Below are 17569 nucleotides of genomic sequence, written 5' to 3'. Positions count from 1 at the left end.
TTCACAGGTGAGGCGCCGGCCCCGGCCAGGCCGGGGGCGGCGCCTCGCCAAGTCGTCCGGCCTACAGGCCGTTCTTCTCCAGGGTGAACTTCCAGGCGTCGGCCACGATGTCGTCCAGGTTCGGGCGGCGCGGCGTCCAGCCGAGCGTCTGGTGGGCGCGCTCGGCGGAGGCCACCAGCACGGCCGGGTCGCCCGCACGGCGGGCGGCGATCTGCACCGGGATCTCCCGGCCGGTGACGCGCTTGACCGACTCGATCACCTCGCGCACCGAGAAGCCGCTGCCGTTGCCCAGGTTGCAGATCAGGTGCTCGCCCGGCTTGGCCGCGTCCAGCGCCAGCAGGTGCGCGTCGGCCAGGTCCGCCACGTGGATGTAGTCGCGGATGCAGGTGCCGTCGGGGGTCGGGTAGTCGTCTCCGTACACCGCGATGTGCTCGCGCTGCCCCAGGGCGGCCTGGAAGACCAGCGGGATCAGGTGCGACTCGGGGTCGTGCCGCTCGCCGTAGGCGCCGTACGCGCCCGCCACGTTGAAGTAGCGCAGCGAGACGGCGGCCAGGCCGTGGGCGACGGCCTCGCTGGTGATCAGGTGGTCGACGGCGAGCTTGGTGGCGCCGTACGTGTTGGTCGGGGCGGTGCGGGCGGTCTCGGCGATCGGCACGACCTCCGGCTCGCCGTAGGTGGCGGCGGTGGAGGAGAAGACCAGCTTGCGCACGCCCGCCGCGCGCATCGCGCTGATCAGCTCCAGCGAGCCGGCCACGTTGTTGCGCCAGTACTTCTCCGGGTCCACCACGGACTCGCCGACCTGCGAGGAGGCGGCGAAGTGCAGCACCCCGTCGAAGGAGCCGTCCAGCACCGTGCCGGCGTCCTGGATCCGCCCCTGCACGAACTCGGCACCGGCCGGCACGCCCTCGCGGAAGCCGGTCGAGAGGTCGTCCAGGACGGTCACCTGGTGCCCCGCCTCCAGCAGGTGGGCGGCAACCACGCTGCCGACATATCCGGCGCCACCCGTGACCAGGTACTTACTCATGATGCGACCTCCAGCGGGCGATGGTCCGCCGCCTCGGCGGGCCATCGGTGACGTACGTACGGGGGCCATTCTCCCTGGCCACCGGGAGTGCTCCGGACCGCGTCCGTCCGGGCCGGCAGCCGTTCACCGGCCGTTCCGGCCGTCGTTCCCCGCCCCCGGGCCGCCGTTCCCTCCCGCTCGGGGCGGGCCCTGCTCAGCCGCGCGCCACCCGTTCGAGCAGCCCCGTCCGGGCCGCGACCGCCGCCGCCTCCAGCCGGGTCCGGGCGCCGAGCTTCATCAGCACCCGCTGGACGTGCGTCCGGGCCGTGCTGGAGGCGATCCGCATCCCGGCCGCGATCGCCGCGGTGTCCTCGCCGTCCGCGATCCGGGTCAGCACCTGGACTTCACGGCGGGTCAGCAGCCGCAGCAGCCGGACCGCCTCGTCGTCCGACTCGGCCGCCGGGCACAGCAGTTGGTCGAAGGCGCCGCACAGGACGTCCACCGCGACCGCGGCCTCCCCCGCCCGGGCCCGCGCGATGGCCCGCTCGACCACCTCGATCCGCTCGTCGCTGGGCACGTACCCGGCGGCACCCGCCGCGAACGCGGCTGCCACACCCCGCAGTTCACCGACCGGCCCGAGCACGATGACGGCCACCTCGGGCCGCTCCCGGCGGATCCGGCGCAGCCCGTCGAAGGCTCCCGGCTCGCCCGGTCCGGCCACCCCGAGCAGGCAGACCTCCGGCCGGCGCCCGGCCACCAAGTCGGCGGCGGAGCCGGCCGGCGAGCCGACCGCGAGCACCCGGTGGCCGCGCAGCTGGAGCGCGGTGGCCAGCGCCTCGGCCAGCAGCCGATGGTCGTCGACCACCACGAGTCGAACGCCCATGACGCCCTCCCGGTCGGGGTCCGGCCCGCGCCCGCACCCGGTGGGGCGGGCGGCCGATGACGCACCATCACAGCGCATTCGGGCCCGGCCCGCCAGGCCGCCTCGGCGCCGGAGCCGGCCGGGGCGTGCGAACCCGGACACGAAAAAGACCCTCGCCGTTGGGCGAGGGTCCTTCGCTTGAGCCCCCATGCGGAATCGAACCGCAGACCTTCTCCTTACCATGGAGACGCTCTACCGACTGAGCTATAGGGGCCTGATCCTTGCTGTTCTCGCTTGCTCACTCGCTCGCTCGAACAAGGAAGAGATTACACGGCCGACGGCCCGGAAGGGAAATCGACCCCGACCCCGAAACCCGGAGCCGGCCTCCACTCCTCAACCCTCGGCGTGCGCCCGGTCGAACCCCTCCCGCGCGGCCAGCATCAGGGGGGTGTGCACCTCCGTCCAGCGCCCGACGGGCGCCACCAGCGCGGCCAGCTCGCGGCCAAGCGGCAGCAGGTCGTAGACCACCCGCGGCGGCGTCTCCGGGTGGACGGTGCGCCGCACCAGCCCGTTCCGCTCCAGCGAGCGCAACGACTGGGTGAGCATCTTGCGGCTGACCCCGCCCACCGCGCGCTGCAGCTCGGAGAACCGCTGCGGACCACACCGGTCGAGGACCATCAGGATCAGCAGGGACCACTTGTCCGCCAGCTCGGCGAACACGTCCCTGCTCGGACAGAGCCGGGCGAAGACATCGCGGTCCTGGGCCTGCCCGGGCCCGGCCGTGGCCTCTTCCTTCGTCGTCATACCTCCAGGGTAGCGGCAGGTCTCCAATCCGCCCCTGGTAACTATCAGAGACCTGGTCTATATTGGAGACCGAGGCGGCCGAAAGGCCTCCCGCCTCTCTCTGCCCCCTGGTCCCGCCGTTCACCCCACCCGCTTCGCCTTTCCGTTCACCTTTTTCCGTTCGCCCTTCCGTCAGCCTTCCCGCGAGGAGCACCCGCAATGACCGCAATCCGCCCGACCGTCGCCATCGCCTACCACTCCGGCTACGGCCACACCGCCGTGATAGCCGAGGCCGTCGCCCGCGGAGCCGCCGCCACCGGAGCCGAGGTCGTCTCCGTCGCCGTCGACACCATCACCGACGAGGAGTGGGCCCGGCTCGACGCCGCGGACGCGATCATCTTCGGCTCGCCCACCTACATGGGCACCGCCTCCGGCGCCTTCCACGCCTTCGCCGAGGCCAGCAGCAAGCGCTGGTTCGGCGACGCCTGGCTGGACAAGGTCGCCGCCGGCTTCACCAACTCCGCCTCCAAGAGCGGCGACAAGGCCGGCACCCTCGGCTTCTTCCAGACCCTGGCCGCCCAGCACGGCATGAGCTGGGTCAACCTGGGCCTCAAGCCCGGCTGGAACTCCACCACCGCCACCGAGAACGACCTCAACCGCCTCGGCTTCTTCGCCGGCGCCGCCGCCTCCACCCCCTCCGACGGCGGCCCCGACACCGTGCACAAGGCCGACATCGCCACCGCCGAGCACCTCGGCGGGCGGGTCGCCAAGCACACCGCCACCCTGCTGGCCGGCCGCGCCGCCCAGGCCGTCTGACCCGGCCCCACTCCCCCGCGGGCTACGCCGCCGGATCCGCCCCCAACACGGGCGCCCGGCGGCGTCCGCCGTCCGCCCCGGCCACCGCGAGATCCGTACCGCTGGTCTCCGGCAACAGCCGCAGGCAGCCCAGCGCCACCACCCCCAGCGCCGCCAGGTACCAGCCGACCGGCTCCGCCGTGCCGTACGCCTCGGTCAGCCTGGTCGCGATCAGCGGCGTGATCGCCCCGCCCACCACCCCGCCCAGGTTGTACGTCAGCGCGGCCCCCGTGTACCGCACCCGGGTCGGGAACAGCTCCGGCAGATACGCCGCCACCGGCCCGAGCAGACAGCCCAGCACCACCATCGCGCCCGCCAGGGCCAGGAACATCAGCGGCCGGCGCACCGTCTCCAACAGCGGGAACAGCAACGGCGACCAGAGCAGCGCCAGCCCCGTCGCCCCCTGCAACGTCCGCCGCCGCCCCCACCCGTCACTGCGCCGGGCACTCCCCCAGACCGTCCCGCCCATCGCCACCCCGCCCGCCAGCAGCATCGACAGCACCAGCGTGCTCGACACCCCCAGCCCCGTCGTCGCGTACGCCAGCGCGTACGTAGTGGTCAGGTAGAACATCGCGTACCCCACGGTGATCACGCCGCAGCCGACCAGCACCGTCCGCCAGTGCCCGCGCAGCACCTCCACCACCGGAGGCCGCTCCCGCACCCGCCCGGCCTCCGCCGCGAACAGCGGCGTCTCCTCGATCCGCAGCCGCACGAACAGCCCCACCGCCACCATCGCCAGCGACGCCAGGAACGGCACCCGCCAGCCCCACCCGTGGAACGCCCGCTCGTCCAGGGCCAGTTGCAGCACCAGGAACACCCCGTTCGCCAGCACGAACCCGATCGTCGGCCCGAGCTGCAGAAACGCCCCGTACCGCCCGCGCCGCCCGGCCGGCGCGTTCTCCGCGATCAGCAGCGCCGCACCGCCCCACTCCCCGCCCAGCCCGATCCCCTGGCAGACCCGCAGCACCACCAGCACCGCCGGCGACCACCACCCCCACACCCCGTACCCCGGCAGCACCCCCACCGCCGCGGTCGACAACCCCATCAACAGCAGCGACACCACCAGCGTCGCCTTCCGCCCCAACCGGTCCCCGAAGTGACCGAACACCACCGCCCCCAGCGGCCGCGCCAGAAACGCCACCGCGTACACCGAGAACGACGCCAACAGCGCCCCCACGGTGCCCAGTCCGGGAAAGAACACCGGCCCGAAGACCAGCGCGGCCGCCGTCCCGTAGATGAAGAAGTCGTAGAACTCGATCGCCGTACCGATCAGCGCCGCCGCCGCGGCCCTCCGCAACTGCGCCGCCCGCCGGGCGTCCTGCGTATCCATACCGCCACCCTGGCGACCCGCTCACTCCCACAACAGCACCCACCCGAGTGACGCCCGCGCACGGCCCACCCCCGCGCCCCTCGACGCCCGCCCCGCGCCCCTCCGCTCCGGCACTCCCCAGAAACGCCACCGCCCGGCCGCCGGGATGAACCCAGCGGCCGGGCAGCTGTCTCGGCCTTCGACTACCGCGCGTACGGATTGTCGCTCGGCGGAGCCGGCGGCTCGTACGACGGCGGCGCGGGCGGCGACGGAACACCGGGCCCGGTCTGCTGCGGCATCTGCGGCGGCACGACCGCGGCCGGCCGGGAGCCCGCCGCCCGCCTCCGCAGCACGAAGAACACCACACCCGCCACCAGCACCAGTCCACCGACCACCGCCGCCACGACGGGCAGGGAGCTACCGGAGCCGGAGTCCTTCGCCGCCGCGGGCTGCGCAGCCGGCACGCCGGCCGGGGTACCGCCCCCGGTCGGCGGCGCGGTCGCGGCGGCCGGCGCCGACGAGGTGGCCGGGGATGACGCCGCCGCGGACGGCGACGCGGAAGGCGGTGCGGAAGACGACGCGGAAGGGGCCTCGGCCGGCTTCTCCGGAATCGGGTTCACATTCGCCGGGCCGGGGTCGCCGGGAGTGGTCAGCGCGATCCGCGGCCGAACAGCCCCGTAACCGACATTGTCAGCCCGAACTGACCCATCGCTCGGCTTTCCGGCTGAGCTGATAAGCACACGCAGTACCTGATTGGCGGTCCAATCCGGGTGCACAGACCAGACCAACGCCGCCGAGGCGGAGACCAACGCAGTCGCGTCCGACGTGCCGTGACTGTCGCAGTAGCCGGTCTGTCCCGTGCAGGCCTCGACCATCTCCATACCGGGCGCAACAAGATCAACCTGCCGTCCCCGCTCGGACTCCGAGGTCACTTCCCCGTTGCGGTCGACCGCCCCGACCCCGACGACATTGGGCAGACCGCCGGGGTACTCGACCGGATTGCCCTGCTGGGCCGAGTTTCCGACGCTGGAGATCACCAACGAACCCTTTGCGGTTGCATTCGCAATGACGCGGTTCAGTTTGGCCACGTCGTCAGGAGAGGTCTTGATGGCCGCAATACCCTGCGAGATGTTGATGACCTTCGCCCCCTGGTCAGCCGCGTAGCTGACGGCCTGGCCGATTTGGTCGAGGAAATCGGCTGAGGACACACCGCTGCCATCGGAACCGTTCTGAATCTTCAGCGGCAGAATCTTGGCACTCGGGGCCAGGCCATAGGCACCGTTGCCCCCCATTCCCTTGCCTGACCCCGCGATGAGGCTGGCCATCTGCGTTCCGTGGCCGTTGGTGTAGGACCCCACTCCCCCGGGAAGCCCGCTGAAGTCCTTGCCCGGCAGCAACTGCCCCAGGAGATCTGGGTGATCCAGCTTGAACCCGCCCTCGATGACCGCGACCGTGATCCCCTGGCCCTTCGAGATCTGCCACATCTCCGGTGCATGCATGGCATCCAGGTGCCACTGATCCTTGCGGATCGAGCCGTCCGCAGCCGCCGGAACCGCTGCGGGACCCACAGCCACACCTGCAGCCAGGAGCGCCGCAGCGAACATCCGCCCACGTACTCGCACGTTCGTCTGCCCCATCACAACTCCTCGTTGTCTCCCGTAGGCCGAGGTCAGCTCCCCGGACAGGTCTGCCCGGCCACCGGGTGGGCCCAGTGGCCGGGCAGCAGTTCCAGTCCTACTCAATCACGCCCGGATTGCTCTGCGGCGTACCGCTGGTCCAGGTCTCCTCGTCCTCGTGCAGGTAGTCGGCCCGCTGACGGCGTTCGCGCTCGCTCTTGCCTGCGCCGCCGCCCGTCATGCCGGGGCCACCCGCCATGCCGTTCTGGCCCGAACGCGACCCGCCCTCCGGGCCGGCAGCGCCGGCCCGGTTGCGCAGACCCGTGCCACCCGGGGTGAACTCGCCACCCGCGGTCGGCCCCTTGCGGCCGCCGACCGTACCGCCGCCGGTCGAGGTCAGCCCGCGGCCGCGCACGCTGCCGCCCGAGGCGCCGCCGCCGCCGTGGCCGCCCGCCCCCGGGTGCATGCCGCCACCGCCCGGGCCGCCCGGGCCACCACCGGATCGGCCCGCCTGGCCGTCGCGACCGAAGACCGTTCCACCGCTCGGGACGCCCGGGTTGCCGTTCTTCGCCGGCAGGTTGCCACCGCCGAAGGTGCTCGTCCTGCTCGGGCCCGGACCGGTGACCTTGGGCGGGATGGTGCCGCCGCCGCCGAACGGGACGGGACCGGGGCCCGGGAAGTTGTTGTTGCCTCCGGGACCGTTCGGGTAGCCCGGTCCGCCGCCCGGACCACTCGGGGGCAGCGTGCCGGGGCCGCCCGGCGTGAACGGACCGGTCTGGTCGGGCCGGGTCGGAGCGGGCGGCAGGCTGTTGAGGTCGGTCCCGGGGCGGTCCGTCGGGTACGACGGCGCCGGGCTCGGCGTGGGCACGCCCGGGTCCGGCGGCAGCGGCACCGGACCGTTGCGCGGCGGGATCGGATCGACGTGTCCCGGTCCGCTCGGACCCTGCGGGCCCGGCGCAGGCGGACGCGGCGTCACCGAACCGCCGCCACCACCACCGACGGGCGGGCTGTAGCTGCCGCCACCGCCACCACCGACTCCGGTGTGCGGGCTGCGGCTGGTGCCACCGGAGCCGGTACCGCCGCCACCACCGATCGAGTGGTCCGACGAGGAGTCTCGATCGCCGCCCTCGCCCGGCGGCTTCAGCTCCTCCGGCGTCTCGAGCGAGTTCAGCTTCGTGGTGACCGCGTCGTAGGCCTGCGCCAGCTTCACCATCTGGTTGACGGCTTCCTGGTGCTCCTGCTGGACCTTCTTCGCCGCCTCGGCCGCCTCGGCCCCGGTCACCCAGTTGGGGTTGGCCTGCTTCATGACGGAGTCCACGGTGGAACCGACGCCGTACCGGGCCTCGAAGTCGGAGGGGATGTACGGGATGTTCTGGTTCTTGTGCTTGGCGACCTTGTCGATCTCGGCCTGCGGCAGCTTGGGCATGGCGACCTTGGCCGTGCTGAGTGCCTCGCCCGCCTGGTGCATGGCATCGCCGACACCCGTGGAGTAGTCGGCGAGCTTCGCCGCCGACTTGTGGAAGTTACTGGCCCACGCCTTGAAGCCCTCGCCGGCCGGACCCTCCCAGGCGATCTGGTCGATGTGCGACTTGAGGGCCCCGCTGAGGTCCTTCAGGACACGACCGGCAGCCTGCAGCTGGCTTCCCCGTCCCAGGACCTTCCCCGGGTCGCTGCTGTCGACCATGACCTTGAGCTCTTCGTGCTTCATGGGCTCGAAGTTCGTTCCGCCTGCCATCACTCACTCCCCGTCATACCGAACGTCCCGCCCCGGACCAACATCAGAAGCCCACCTTCGGACCAGGCCCGTTCGGCCCGGCTGCCGGCGTCGCGACGCCCGCGTTCTTCGCCACGGCCTGCTGAGCGGCGACCGTGTTCTCCTCGTTGCCCGCGTAGTTGGCCGCCGCCTTCGTGACCGACTTCTGCATTTCCTCGATCTGCTTGACGAAGACCTTGTGCATGTTCACGAGCTCGTTGTGAGCGCGCTGGTAGGCCGTCGTCAGATCGGTGGACTGCGAGAAGTTCTTGCCGAAGTTGTCCGCGTTCAGCCGCTGTTCCTGGAGGTTGTACGGCGCCGCCGCCGAGCCCTCCATCGCCTGGAGCAGTGCCTCGATCTTCTTCGTGAACGCCGTCAGGGTGTCCAGCTCGACCTGGACGTTCTTGCTGCCGAATGCGGAGACCAGCTCCGAGGCACTGGCGTTCGTCTGGACGGCGCGCACAATGGTGTCGGCCGCGCCGAACACGGCGCCGAAGCCGAACAAGCTGCTGCTGTGGCCCGTACCGAGCGAGAACGGCGTCTCGTCGGGCTTGGCCGCGCCCGTCGTACCGTTGGCCGTCCCCGTACCGTCGCCTGCAGGCGCGTCTGCCACCGTAATCCACCTCTCCCCCGTGTGCGGGGCGGCCCGCAGGCCGCCGCACCGCAACACACCGTCAACTTCTCGGTCGTACAGTCGTACCCGGCTCACGCCGTCCGCCCTGGGGGACGGCGGTCGCCTCGACCATCGTAGCCACCGCCACCGTCGCACCGGCAGGCCCCATGGCACGACTGCGCGCGATCGGTACGAACTTGACACGTACAGCACCCCACGATGCCGCACGGCCCGGCGCTCTGCACACCGGGCCGTGCGGCGGACGGGCTTCGGGCTCAGACCTGCTCGGCCAGCTCCAGCCAGCTCATCTCCAGCTCCTCCTTCTCCTCCCGGACGGCGCGCAGCTGCGTGTCCAGCTCGGCGACCTTGGAGAAGTCGGCGGCGTGCTCGGCGAGTTGGGTGTGGAGCTTGGACTCCTTGCCGTCCAGCTTGGCGATCTGCCGCTCCAGCTTCTGCATCTCCTTCTTCGCCGCCCGCGCGTCCCCGGCCGACAGTCCGGGGGCCGCCGCCGCCTCGGCGGCCGAGGCCCCGGTGGCGGCAGCGGCGGCAGCGGCAGCCGCTGCCGCCATCCGGGCGCGCCGCTCCAGGTACTCGTCGACGCCGTTGGGCAGCATCCGCAGCTTCTTGTCGCCGAGCAGCGCGTGCACCACGTCCGTGGTCCGCTCGATGAAGAAGCGGTCGTGGCTGATGACGACCATCGAGCCGGGCCAGCCGTCGAGGAGGTCTTCCAGCTGGTTGAGCGTCTCGATGTCGAGGTCGTTGGTCGGCTCGTCGAGGAAGAGGACGTTCGGCTCGTCCATCAGCAGCCGGAGCAGCTGCAGCCGGCGCCGCTCACCACCGGAGAGGTCGCCGACCGGGGTCCACTGCTTGTCCTTGCCGAAGCCGAACTGCTCGCAGAGCTGACCGGCGCTCATCTCCCGGCCCTTGCCGAGGTCGACCCGGGAGCGCACCTGCTCGACGGCCTGGAGCACCCTGGTCTCCGGCTCCAGTTCGGCGACCTCCTGGGAGAGGTAGGCGAGGCGGACGGTCTTGCCGACCTTGATCACGCCGGACGCGGGCTGCACGTCGCCCTCCGAGGCGTACGCGTCGCGCATGGCGCGCAGCAGCGAGGTCTTCCCGGCGCCGTTGACGCCGAGCAGGCCGATCCGGTCGCCGGGGCCGAGCTGCCAGGTGAGGTCCTCCAGCAGCAGCTTGGGGCCGGCGGTGACGGTGACGTTCTCCAGCTCGAAGACGGTCCGGCCGAGCCGGGCGTTGGCGAACTTCATCAGCTCGCTCTTGTCCCGCACGTCCGGCACGTCGGCGATCAGGGCGTTGGCGGCCTCGATCCGGTAGCGCGGCTTGGAGGTGCGGGCGGGGGCGCCGCGGCGCAGCCAGGCGAGCTCCTTGCGGGCGAGGTTCTGGCGCTTCTGCTCCTCGGTGGCCTCGATCCGGGTGCGCTCGGCGCGGGCGAAGACGTAGTCGGAGTAGCCGCCCTCGTACTCGTGCACGGCGCCGTGCTGGACGTCCCACATCCGGGTGGAGACCTGGTCGAGGAACCAGCGGTCGTGGGTGACGCAGACGAGGGCGGAGCGGCGGTTCTGGAGGTGCTTGGCGAGCCAGGCGATGCCCTCGACGTCGAGGTGGTTGGTGGGCTCGTCCAGGACGATCAGGTCGGGCGAGCCGAGCAGCAGCTTGGCGAGGGCGATCCGGCGGCGCTCGCCGCCGGAGAGCGGGCCGATGACGGTGTCCAGGCCGTCGGCGAAGCCGGGCAGGTCGAGGCCGCCGAAGAGGCCTTCGATGATGTCGCGGATGCGCGCGTCGCCGAGCCACTCGTGGTCGGCGCGGTCGGCGATCACCTCGTGCCGGATGGTGGCTTCGGGGTCGAGCGAGTCGTGCTGGGTGAGGACGGCCAGCTGCAGTCCGCCGGAGTGGGTGATCCGGCCGCCGTCCGGCTCCTCCAGCTTGGCGAGCATCCGGATCAGGGTGGTCTTGCCGTCCCCGTTGCGTCCGACGACGCCGATCCGGTCCCCCTCACTGACGCCGAGGCTGACCCCGTCCAGAAGGGCCCGGGTGCCGTAGACCTTCGTGACGGACTCGATGGTGGCGAGGTTGACGGCCACGTGTGCTGCGCTCCTGGGTTCGGCGGTCTCGGGGCCGCCCCGGTCTCCCGGCGTGCACCCCTTTCGGGGAAGGCCCCGATCTCCCCAGCCTAGTCGGCTGTTCCCGGGCGCCTCACCCGCGAGCGCCGCCGCCCCGGAGCGGTTCCGCCCCCGGAACGACCCCCGGTAGCACCCCCGGTGCCACCATTGGAGGGCTTCAGCCGGCGAGCACCGCCGCCCCCGGCACCGGCCCGTACGTCGCGTGCGCGGTGCGGCAGGTGCCGGACGCCCGCAGCGCCTCGGCGACAGCGGCCGCCGCGTCGGCGTCCTTGGCGAGGAAGGCGCAGGTCGGGCCGGAGCCGGAGACCAGGGCGCCGATCGCGCCGGCCTCGGTGCCGGCACGCAGGGTGGCGGCGAGCGCGGGGCGCAGCGAGAGGGCGGCCGGCTGGAGGTCGTTGGCGAGCGCGCCGGCCAGGGCGACGGCGTCGCCGTCGGCGAGGGCGGCGAGCAGGGCCGGGTCGGCGTCGGGGGTGGGCACGTCGGTGTCGCTGGAGCCGGTGCCGGCCTCTTCGCGGAGGCGGTCGCACTCGTGGAAGACGGCCGGGGTGGAGAGGCCGCCGTCGGCGACGGCGAAGACCCAGTGGAAGGTGCCGGCGACGGGCAGCGGGTCGAGGATCTCGCCGCGGCCGCGGCCCAGGGCGACGCCGCCGACCAGGGCGAACGGCACGTCGGAGCCGAGCTCGGCGGCGAGCTCCAGCAGGGTTTCGGCCGGCGTGTCGAGGCCCCACAGCGCGTCGCAGGCGACCAGCGCCGCCGCACCGTCCGCGCTGCCGCCGGCCATGCCGCCGGCCACCGGGATGGCCTTGGCGATGTGCAGGTGGACGGCGGGGTCGGCGAGCCCGTGGTGGGTGGCGAGCAGGCGGGCGGCGCGGGCGGCGAGGTTGCTGTCGTCGAGCGGGACGACGGCGGCGTCCGGCCCGGAGCAGTTGAGCGTGACGCCCTCGCCGGGTGAGCCGGGCGTCGCCGTCACCTCGTCGCCGAGGGCGACGGCGAAGAAGACGTTGGCCAGGTCGTGGAAGCCGTCGGCGCGCAGGCCGCCGACCCCCAGCTGGACGTTGACCTTGGCGGGGACCCGAACCGTGATCACTCGGACTCCGACTTCGCGGGCTTGTGCTCGGCGATCGCGGCGAACTGCTCGACCGTCAGCATCTCGCCGCGCAGCTTGTGGTCGATCCCGGCGGCGGCGAGCGCCTGCTCGGCCCCGGCCGGGGAGCCGGCCCAGCCTGCCAGGGCGGCGCGCAGGGTCTTGCGGCGCTGGGCGAACGCGGCGTCGACGACCGCGAACACCTCCGTGCGGGTGGCGGTGGTCCTGGGGGGCTCGCGGCGGATCAGCGAGACCAGGCCGGAGTCGACGTTCGGCGCGGGCCAGAACACGTTGCGCCCGATGGCTCCGGCCCGCTTCACGTCGGCGTACCAGTTGGCCTTGACCGACGGGACGCCGTAGACCTTGTTGCCGGGCTTGGCGGCGAGCCGGTCGGCGACCTCGCTCTGCACCATCACCAGGGTGCGCTCGATGCTGGGGAAGGTCGCCAGCATGTGCAGCAGCACGGGCACGGCCACGTTGTAGGGGAGGTTGGCGACCAGCGCGGTCGGCGGCGGCCCGGGCAGCTCGGTGACCTCCATGGCGTCGCTGAGCACCAGGTCGAAGTCCTCGGCTCGGGCGGGCAGCCGGGCGGCGACGGTGGTGGGCAGGTGCCGGGCGAGCAGCGGGTCGATCTCGACGGCGGTGACGTGCGCGGCGACGTCGAGCAGCGCCAGGGTGAGCGAGCCCAGCCCGGGGCCGACCTCGACCACCGCATCCTCGCTCGTCACCTCGGCGGCCCGGACGATGCGGCGCACGGTGTTGCCGTCGATGACGAAGTTCTGCCCGCGCTGCTTGGTCGGCTTCACCCCGAGGGTGGCCGCAAGCTCCCTGATGTCGGAGGCGCCGAGCAGGTGCGTGTCGGAGGTGGGGTCGGTGGTGCTCACCCCGCAAGGATACGGGCGGGGCGGGTGCTCACAGTTCGACGACCTGCTTGAGATCGATCTCGACGGCGTACGGCAGCTCGGCGCGCAGGACGCCCTCGTGCTGGGCGACGGGCAGGTAGACGCCCTTCTCCGTCGAGCAGCACACAGCGCTCGACGTTGACCACGTAAGGCTGGATCCGCGCGCTCGCCAACGAGAAGAGCAGCTGGTCCCGCACCTGATCGTGCCACCACTTGGCCATCCCCGGACCACGACGGCTCCGTCCACCAGTCCCCAATCGAACGGCAGGTCCATGTCCTTGACCTGCTCGTACGTCCAGCCCTGGGACGGCGGAAGCTTCCAGTCGATCGGCTCGGCAGTCGTCGCCACCTCCCTCACCGCACTCATGCCAGCCAGCATCGAAGTCCGGTGAGAGTGCCGAATCGTTTCGGCGTGACCCGATATCTGTTCGGCAGATATCTGTTCGACCGGCTCAGTACCCGAAGGCCCGTGCCGTGTTCGCCGCGATGGCCGTCGCCAGCTCGTCCTCGTGCAGCCCCAGGGTGTCGGCCATCGAGCGGACGGTGACCGGGATCAGGTACGGGGCGTTGGGGCGGCCCCGGTAGGGGTGCGGGGTGAGGAACGGAGCGTCGGTCTCGACCAGGACGCGGTCGAGCGGGGTGGCCGCGAGGGCGTCCCGCAGGGGCTGGTTGGCCTTGAAGGTGACCGGGCCGGCGAAGGAGAGGTACCAGCCGTGCTCGGCGCAGGTCTTGGCCATCGCGGCGTCGCCGGAGTAGCAGTGGAAGACGGTCCGCTCGGGGGCGCCCTCCTCCAGCAGGACGGCGATGACGTCCTCGTGGGCGTCCCGGTCGTGGATGACCAGGGCCTTGCCGTGCCGCTTGGCCATCTCGATGTGGCGGCGGAACGACTCCTTCTGGATCTCGACGCCCTCGGGGCCGGTACGGAAGTAGTCGAGGCCGGTCTCGCCGACGGCTCGGACGTGCGGCAGCGCGGCGAGCGCGTCGATCTCGGCGAGGGCCGCGTCCAGCGCCGCCTGCCCGCCGGCCGGGCGCTGCTGCCCCGACCAGCCGTCAGGGTCGCCCAGGTAGATCCGCGGCGCCTCGTTGGGGTGCAGGGCGACGGCCGCGTGCACCTGCTCGAACTGGGCCGCCAGGTCGGCGGCCCAGCGCGAGCCGGGCACGTCGCAGCCCACCTGGACGACGGTGGTCACGCCGACCGAGGCGGCGCGTGCCAGGCCCTCGGCGGGGGTACCGGACTGCATGTCCAGGTGGGTGTGCGAGTCGGCGACCGCCACCGCCAGCGGGGCGGGCAGAGGCGGCGGCGTCGACCGGTCGTCGTCCTTCTTGGCCATCAGGCGGCGGGCTTCTCTTCGAGGCGCGGGAACAGGATCTCGCCCTTGGTGACGGTGGCGCCGACGGGCAGCCGGCCCCAGTCCGCCACGGTGGCGATGGTCTGCGCGGACAGCTCGCCGAGGCCCTCGGCGGCGCCCAGCGAGACCCAGAGCTTCTCGGCGCTGGCCGGCATGACCGGGTTGAGCAGGACGGCGGTGGCCCGCAGCGCCTCGGCGGCGGTGTAGAGGATGGTCGCGAGGCGGGCCCGGCCCTCCTCGGAGCCGTCCTTGGCGACCTTCCAGGGCTCCTGCTCGGTGAGGTAGCCGTTGACCTGCTTGACGAACTCGAAGACCGCCGCGAGACCGCCGGCGAAGTCCAGCTCCTCGCCGATCTTCCGGTCGGCGGTCGCGACGGCCTTCGTCAGGCCGTCGGCGACGGCCTGCTCGGCGTCACCGTGCGCGGCCGAGGCCGGCAGTACCCCGTCGAAGTACTTGCCGACCATGGCCGCCACCCGCGAGGCGAGGTTGCCGAAGTCGTTGGCCAGCTCGGAGGTGTACCGGGCGGTGAAGTCCTCCCAGGAGAACGAGCCGTCGGTACCGAACGGGATCGCCCGCAGGAAGTAGTAGCGGTAGGCGTCCACGCCGAAGTGCGAGGTGAGGTCCTGCGGGGCGATGCCGGTCAGGTTGGACTTGGACATCTTCTCGCCGCCGACCATCAGCCAGCCGTTGGCGACGACCCGCTTGGGCAGCGGCAGACCGGCGGCCATCAGCATGGCCGGCCAGATCACCGCGTGGAACCGCAGGATGTCCTTGCCGACGAGGTGCACCGAGGCCGGCCAGAGCTCGGCGAAGCGCTCCGGGTCGGCGCCGTAGCCGGCGGCGGTGATGTAGTTCTGCAGCGCGTCCACCCACACGTACAGGACGTGCTTCTCGTCCCAGGGCAGCGGCACGCCCCAGTTGAAGGTGGAGCGGGAGATGGAGAGGTCCTGCAGGCCCTGCTCGACGAAGCGGAGCACCTCGTTGCGGGCGGACTCGGGGGCGATGAAGCCGGGGTTCTCGGCGTAGAACTCCAGCAGCTTCGGGCCGTAGGCGGAGAGGCGGAAGAAGTAGTTCTCCTCCTCCAGCCACTCGACCGGCTTCTTGTGGATCGGGCAGAGCTTCTCGCCCTCGGTGGCGCCGTCCAGCAGCTCGGCCGGGAGCTTGTACTCCTCGCAGCCGACGCAGTACGGGCCGGAGTAGCCGCCCTTGTAGATCTCGCCCTTGTCGTACAGGTCCTGGACGAACTCCTGCACCCGGTCGGTGTGCCGCTGCTGGGTGGTGCGGATGAAGTCGTCGTTGGCGATGTCGAGGTGCTGCCAGAGCGGCTTCCACGCCTCTTCGACCAGCTTGTCGCACCACTCCTGCGGGCTGACCCCGTTGGCCTCGGCGGTACGCAGGATCTTCTGGCCGTGCTCGTCGGTGCCGGTCAGGTACCAGACCTTCTCGCCGCGCTGGCGGTGCCAGCGGGTCAGCACGTCACCCGCCACGGTGGTGTAGGCGTGGCCCAGGTGCGGGCGATCGTTGACGTAGTAGATCGGGGTGGAAACGTAGTACGCCGGGGTCGTGCTCCCGGTGGTGCTGTGCTCTGCAGTGGCCGCCATGGTCGGAAAGCTTAATCGGGTGCGGGGGCCGCCCTCGACCGAGTTACCCCGGCGGGCGGCCCCGTCACCAGCGACCCCGTCACCTCCCGGGCGGCCCCGCTGCCGGCCGGGCGGTCAGCCCGTCAGCCGCGACCAGAGCCGCGCCAGGCGCCCGCGCGGCCGGACCGGGGCGGCGGCCGCGGGGGCGGCCGCCGGGGCCCCGGCGGGCTCGACGCGCGCGGAGAAACCGGGGGCGTGCTGCACGAGCTGGTCCGTGAAGGCCACCCGGCCCTCGCTCATGATCCGGACGGTGTGGCCGCCGCACCCCGGGCAGGTCGGCTTGAGCAGCGGGGACGGCACCCGGACACCGTTGGCGTGGTACTCGAACACGACGCGCCCGTCGCGGGCCACGTGGTGCTCGATGTCGTACGCCTGCTCCCAGCCGTACCCACAGCTCAGGCACGCGAAGGAGTAGGCCTCCCGGACGGTTTCCACGGGAGAGTGCGGCCGGCCGGTCAGGCCGGGGTCGCTCAGCGCGTTACCACCACGAGGGCTACCGATCGTCTCGCTCATAGCCGTCTCCCAGCGCCCGCCGGACGCTCGCCCGGCTGGGTCTTTCCAAACCAGGAAATGCCCGGATCGCCCCGGCCGATGCCCGTCTTGTGAAGTCTTGGACGCGGATTGGGAATCCCTATACGAAAGGGTGGGTCGTCTCCCGAAACCACGGGCAAAGCTTCAGCTCAACGGGTGTTTACCCGGGGCCTTCTCTCCAAGGTACGCGCCCCCGCCGCCTGCGGCACCCCCGGTTTCAGGGCTTCACCACCGCCGCGTTCTTGGCCGCGACCACCGCGTCGAACACGTCCCGCTTGGGCAGCGCGAGCTCCGCCGCGACGGCCGCGATGGCCTCCTTGCGCCGCTCGCCGGCCTCCTCCCGGACGGCCACCAGGCGGGCCAGCTCGGCCGGGGTCAGCTCCTGCGGGGCAGCGGGCGGGGCGCCCGCGACCACCACGGTGATCTCGCCCCTGACGCCGTCGGCCGCCCAGGCCGCCAGCTCGCCGATCGGGCCGCGCTTGACCTCCTCGTACGTCTTGGTCAGCTCGCGGCAGACGGCGGCGGGCCGGTCGGCGCCGAACGCCTCGGCCATCGCGGCCAGCGCCTCGGCGATCCGGTGCGGGGCCTCGAAGAAGACCATGGTGCGCGGCTCTGCGGCGACCGTGGCGAGCTGGCGGGCCCGGTCTCCGGTCTTGCGCGGCAGGAAGCCCTCGAAGGTGAAGCGGTCCACCGGCAGGCCGGAGAGCGCCAGCGCGGTGAGCACGGCGGACGGCCCGGGCACCGCCGTCACCTTGACGTCGGCGGCGACGGCGGCGGCGACCAGCCGGTAGCCGGGGTCGGAGACCGAGGGCATCCCGGCGTCGGTGACCAGCAGCACCCGGGCGCCGCCGAGCAGCGCCTCGACCAGTTCGGGGGTGCGGCCGACCTCGTTGCCCTCGAAGTAGGAGACGACCCGCCCGGCCGGGGTCACCCCGAGCGCCTGGGTGAGCCGGCGCAGCCGCCGGGTGTCCTCCGCCGCGATCACGTCCGCGGTGGCCAGCTCGGTGAGCAGTCGGGGCGGGGCGTCCGAGACGTCGCCGATGGGTGTGCCTGCGAGAACGAGTACTCCTGTCACGTGCCCCATCCTTCCAGCATTGAGGCTCCGGGTGCTTTTGGTGACGATTCGGGCAG

At 72.3% G+C, this 17569-nt stretch carries 15 protein-coding genes and 1 tRNA gene; 1 reads left to right on the top strand and 15 read right to left on the bottom strand.

Features of this window, described 5'->3' with window-relative positions:
* Positions 1-61: 61 nt before the first annotated feature.
* From galE to ACZ6NC_RS29890, 4 genes are all read right to left on the bottom strand, one after another.
* Positions 62-1024 carry a UDP-glucose 4-epimerase GalE gene (galE, locus tag ACZ6NC_RS29905; protein ID WP_465736911.1) on the bottom strand — a complete coding sequence of 321 codons (963 nt, stop codon included), beginning with the start codon at positions 1022-1024 and terminating at the stop codon, positions 62-64.
* Positions 1025-1217: 193 nt separating this feature from the next.
* Positions 1218-1886 (bottom strand): response regulator transcription factor, encoded by a 669-nt coding sequence (locus ACZ6NC_RS29900; RefSeq protein ID WP_465736909.1) that lies wholly within the window; start codon positions 1884-1886, stop codon positions 1218-1220.
* Between the two features lie 180 nt (positions 1887-2066).
* Positions 2067-2139, bottom strand: a tRNA-Thr gene (locus ACZ6NC_RS29895).
* Positions 2140-2258: 119 nt separating this feature from the next.
* Positions 2259-2669 (bottom strand): winged helix-turn-helix transcriptional regulator, encoded by a 411-nt coding sequence (locus tag ACZ6NC_RS29890; RefSeq protein WP_465736907.1) that lies wholly within the window; start codon positions 2667-2669, stop codon positions 2259-2261.
* Between the two features lie 198 nt (positions 2670-2867).
* On the opposite strand from ACZ6NC_RS29890, the gene ACZ6NC_RS29885 reads away from it, so the two are divergent.
* Positions 2868-3464, top strand: coding sequence for a flavodoxin family protein (locus tag ACZ6NC_RS29885; protein WP_465736905.1), 597 nt, complete (start codon positions 2868-2870; stop codon positions 3462-3464).
* A gap of 22 nt (positions 3465-3486) precedes the next feature.
* Here the strand turns inward: ACZ6NC_RS29885 and ACZ6NC_RS29880 are convergent, their stop codons facing one another.
* The 11 genes from ACZ6NC_RS29880 to rsmI form a co-directional block, all read right to left on the bottom strand.
* Complete coding sequence (locus ACZ6NC_RS29880; protein ID WP_465736903.1) at positions 3487-4833, bottom strand: MFS transporter; 1347 nt, start codon at positions 4831-4833, stop codon at positions 3487-3489.
* Positions 4834-5015: 182 nt separating this feature from the next.
* Positions 5016-6449: a S8 family serine peptidase gene (locus ACZ6NC_RS29875; RefSeq protein ID WP_465736901.1), complete on the bottom strand. Its 1434-nt coding sequence runs from the start codon at positions 6447-6449 to the stop codon at positions 5016-5018.
* A gap of 97 nt (positions 6450-6546) precedes the next feature.
* Entirely contained in the window at positions 6547-8136 is a 1590-nt protein-coding gene (locus ACZ6NC_RS29870) for a WXG100 family type VII secretion target (RefSeq protein ID WP_465736899.1), read from the bottom strand.
* A gap of 70 nt (positions 8137-8206) precedes the next feature.
* Complete coding sequence (locus ACZ6NC_RS29865) at positions 8207-8794, bottom strand: hypothetical protein (protein WP_465736897.1); 588 nt, start codon at positions 8792-8794, stop codon at positions 8207-8209.
* Positions 8795-9069: 275 nt separating this feature from the next.
* The gene (locus tag ACZ6NC_RS29860; RefSeq protein ID WP_465736895.1) at positions 9070-10893 is read right to left on the bottom strand and encodes an ABC-F family ATP-binding cassette domain-containing protein; all 1824 of its coding nucleotides are present in this window, start codon (positions 10891-10893) and stop codon (positions 9070-9072) included.
* 196 nt (positions 10894-11089) lie between these two features.
* The gene (locus ACZ6NC_RS29855; RefSeq protein WP_465736893.1) at positions 11090-12019 is read right to left on the bottom strand and encodes a 4-(cytidine 5'-diphospho)-2-C-methyl-D-erythritol kinase; all 930 of its coding nucleotides are present in this window, start codon (positions 12017-12019) and stop codon (positions 11090-11092) included.
* On the bottom strand, positions 12016-12900 hold the full coding sequence (gene rsmA / locus ACZ6NC_RS29850) for a 16S rRNA (adenine(1518)-N(6)/adenine(1519)-N(6))-dimethyltransferase RsmA (RefSeq protein ID WP_465736891.1): 885 nt from the start codon (positions 12898-12900) through the stop codon (positions 12016-12018). The genes ACZ6NC_RS29855 and rsmA overlap by 4 nt, the downstream gene beginning before the upstream one ends.
* A 470-nt stretch (positions 12901-13370) precedes the next feature.
* Entirely contained in the window at positions 13371-14249 is an 879-nt protein-coding gene (locus ACZ6NC_RS29845) for a TatD family hydrolase (RefSeq protein WP_465736889.1), read from the bottom strand.
* Complete coding sequence (gene metG / locus ACZ6NC_RS29840; protein WP_465736887.1) at positions 14249-15868, bottom strand: methionine--tRNA ligase; 1620 nt, start codon at positions 15866-15868, stop codon at positions 14249-14251. Before metG ends, ACZ6NC_RS29845 begins: the two co-directional genes overlap by 1 nt.
* Positions 15869-15982: 114 nt before the next feature.
* The gene (locus ACZ6NC_RS29835) at positions 15983-16420 is read right to left on the bottom strand and encodes a hypothetical protein (RefSeq protein WP_465736885.1); all 438 of its coding nucleotides are present in this window, start codon (positions 16418-16420) and stop codon (positions 15983-15985) included.
* Between the two features lie 235 nt (positions 16421-16655).
* Positions 16656-17513: a 16S rRNA (cytidine(1402)-2'-O)-methyltransferase gene (gene rsmI / locus ACZ6NC_RS29830; RefSeq protein WP_465736883.1), complete on the bottom strand. Its 858-nt coding sequence runs from the start codon at positions 17511-17513 to the stop codon at positions 16656-16658.
* Between the last annotated feature and the right edge of the window lie 56 nt (positions 17514-17569).

The organism is Kitasatospora sp. NPDC041988 (genome assembly GCF_055588525.1).
Note: the sequence above shows the minus strand (reverse complement) of the source record. Positions and strands in the feature narration are given on the sequence as shown.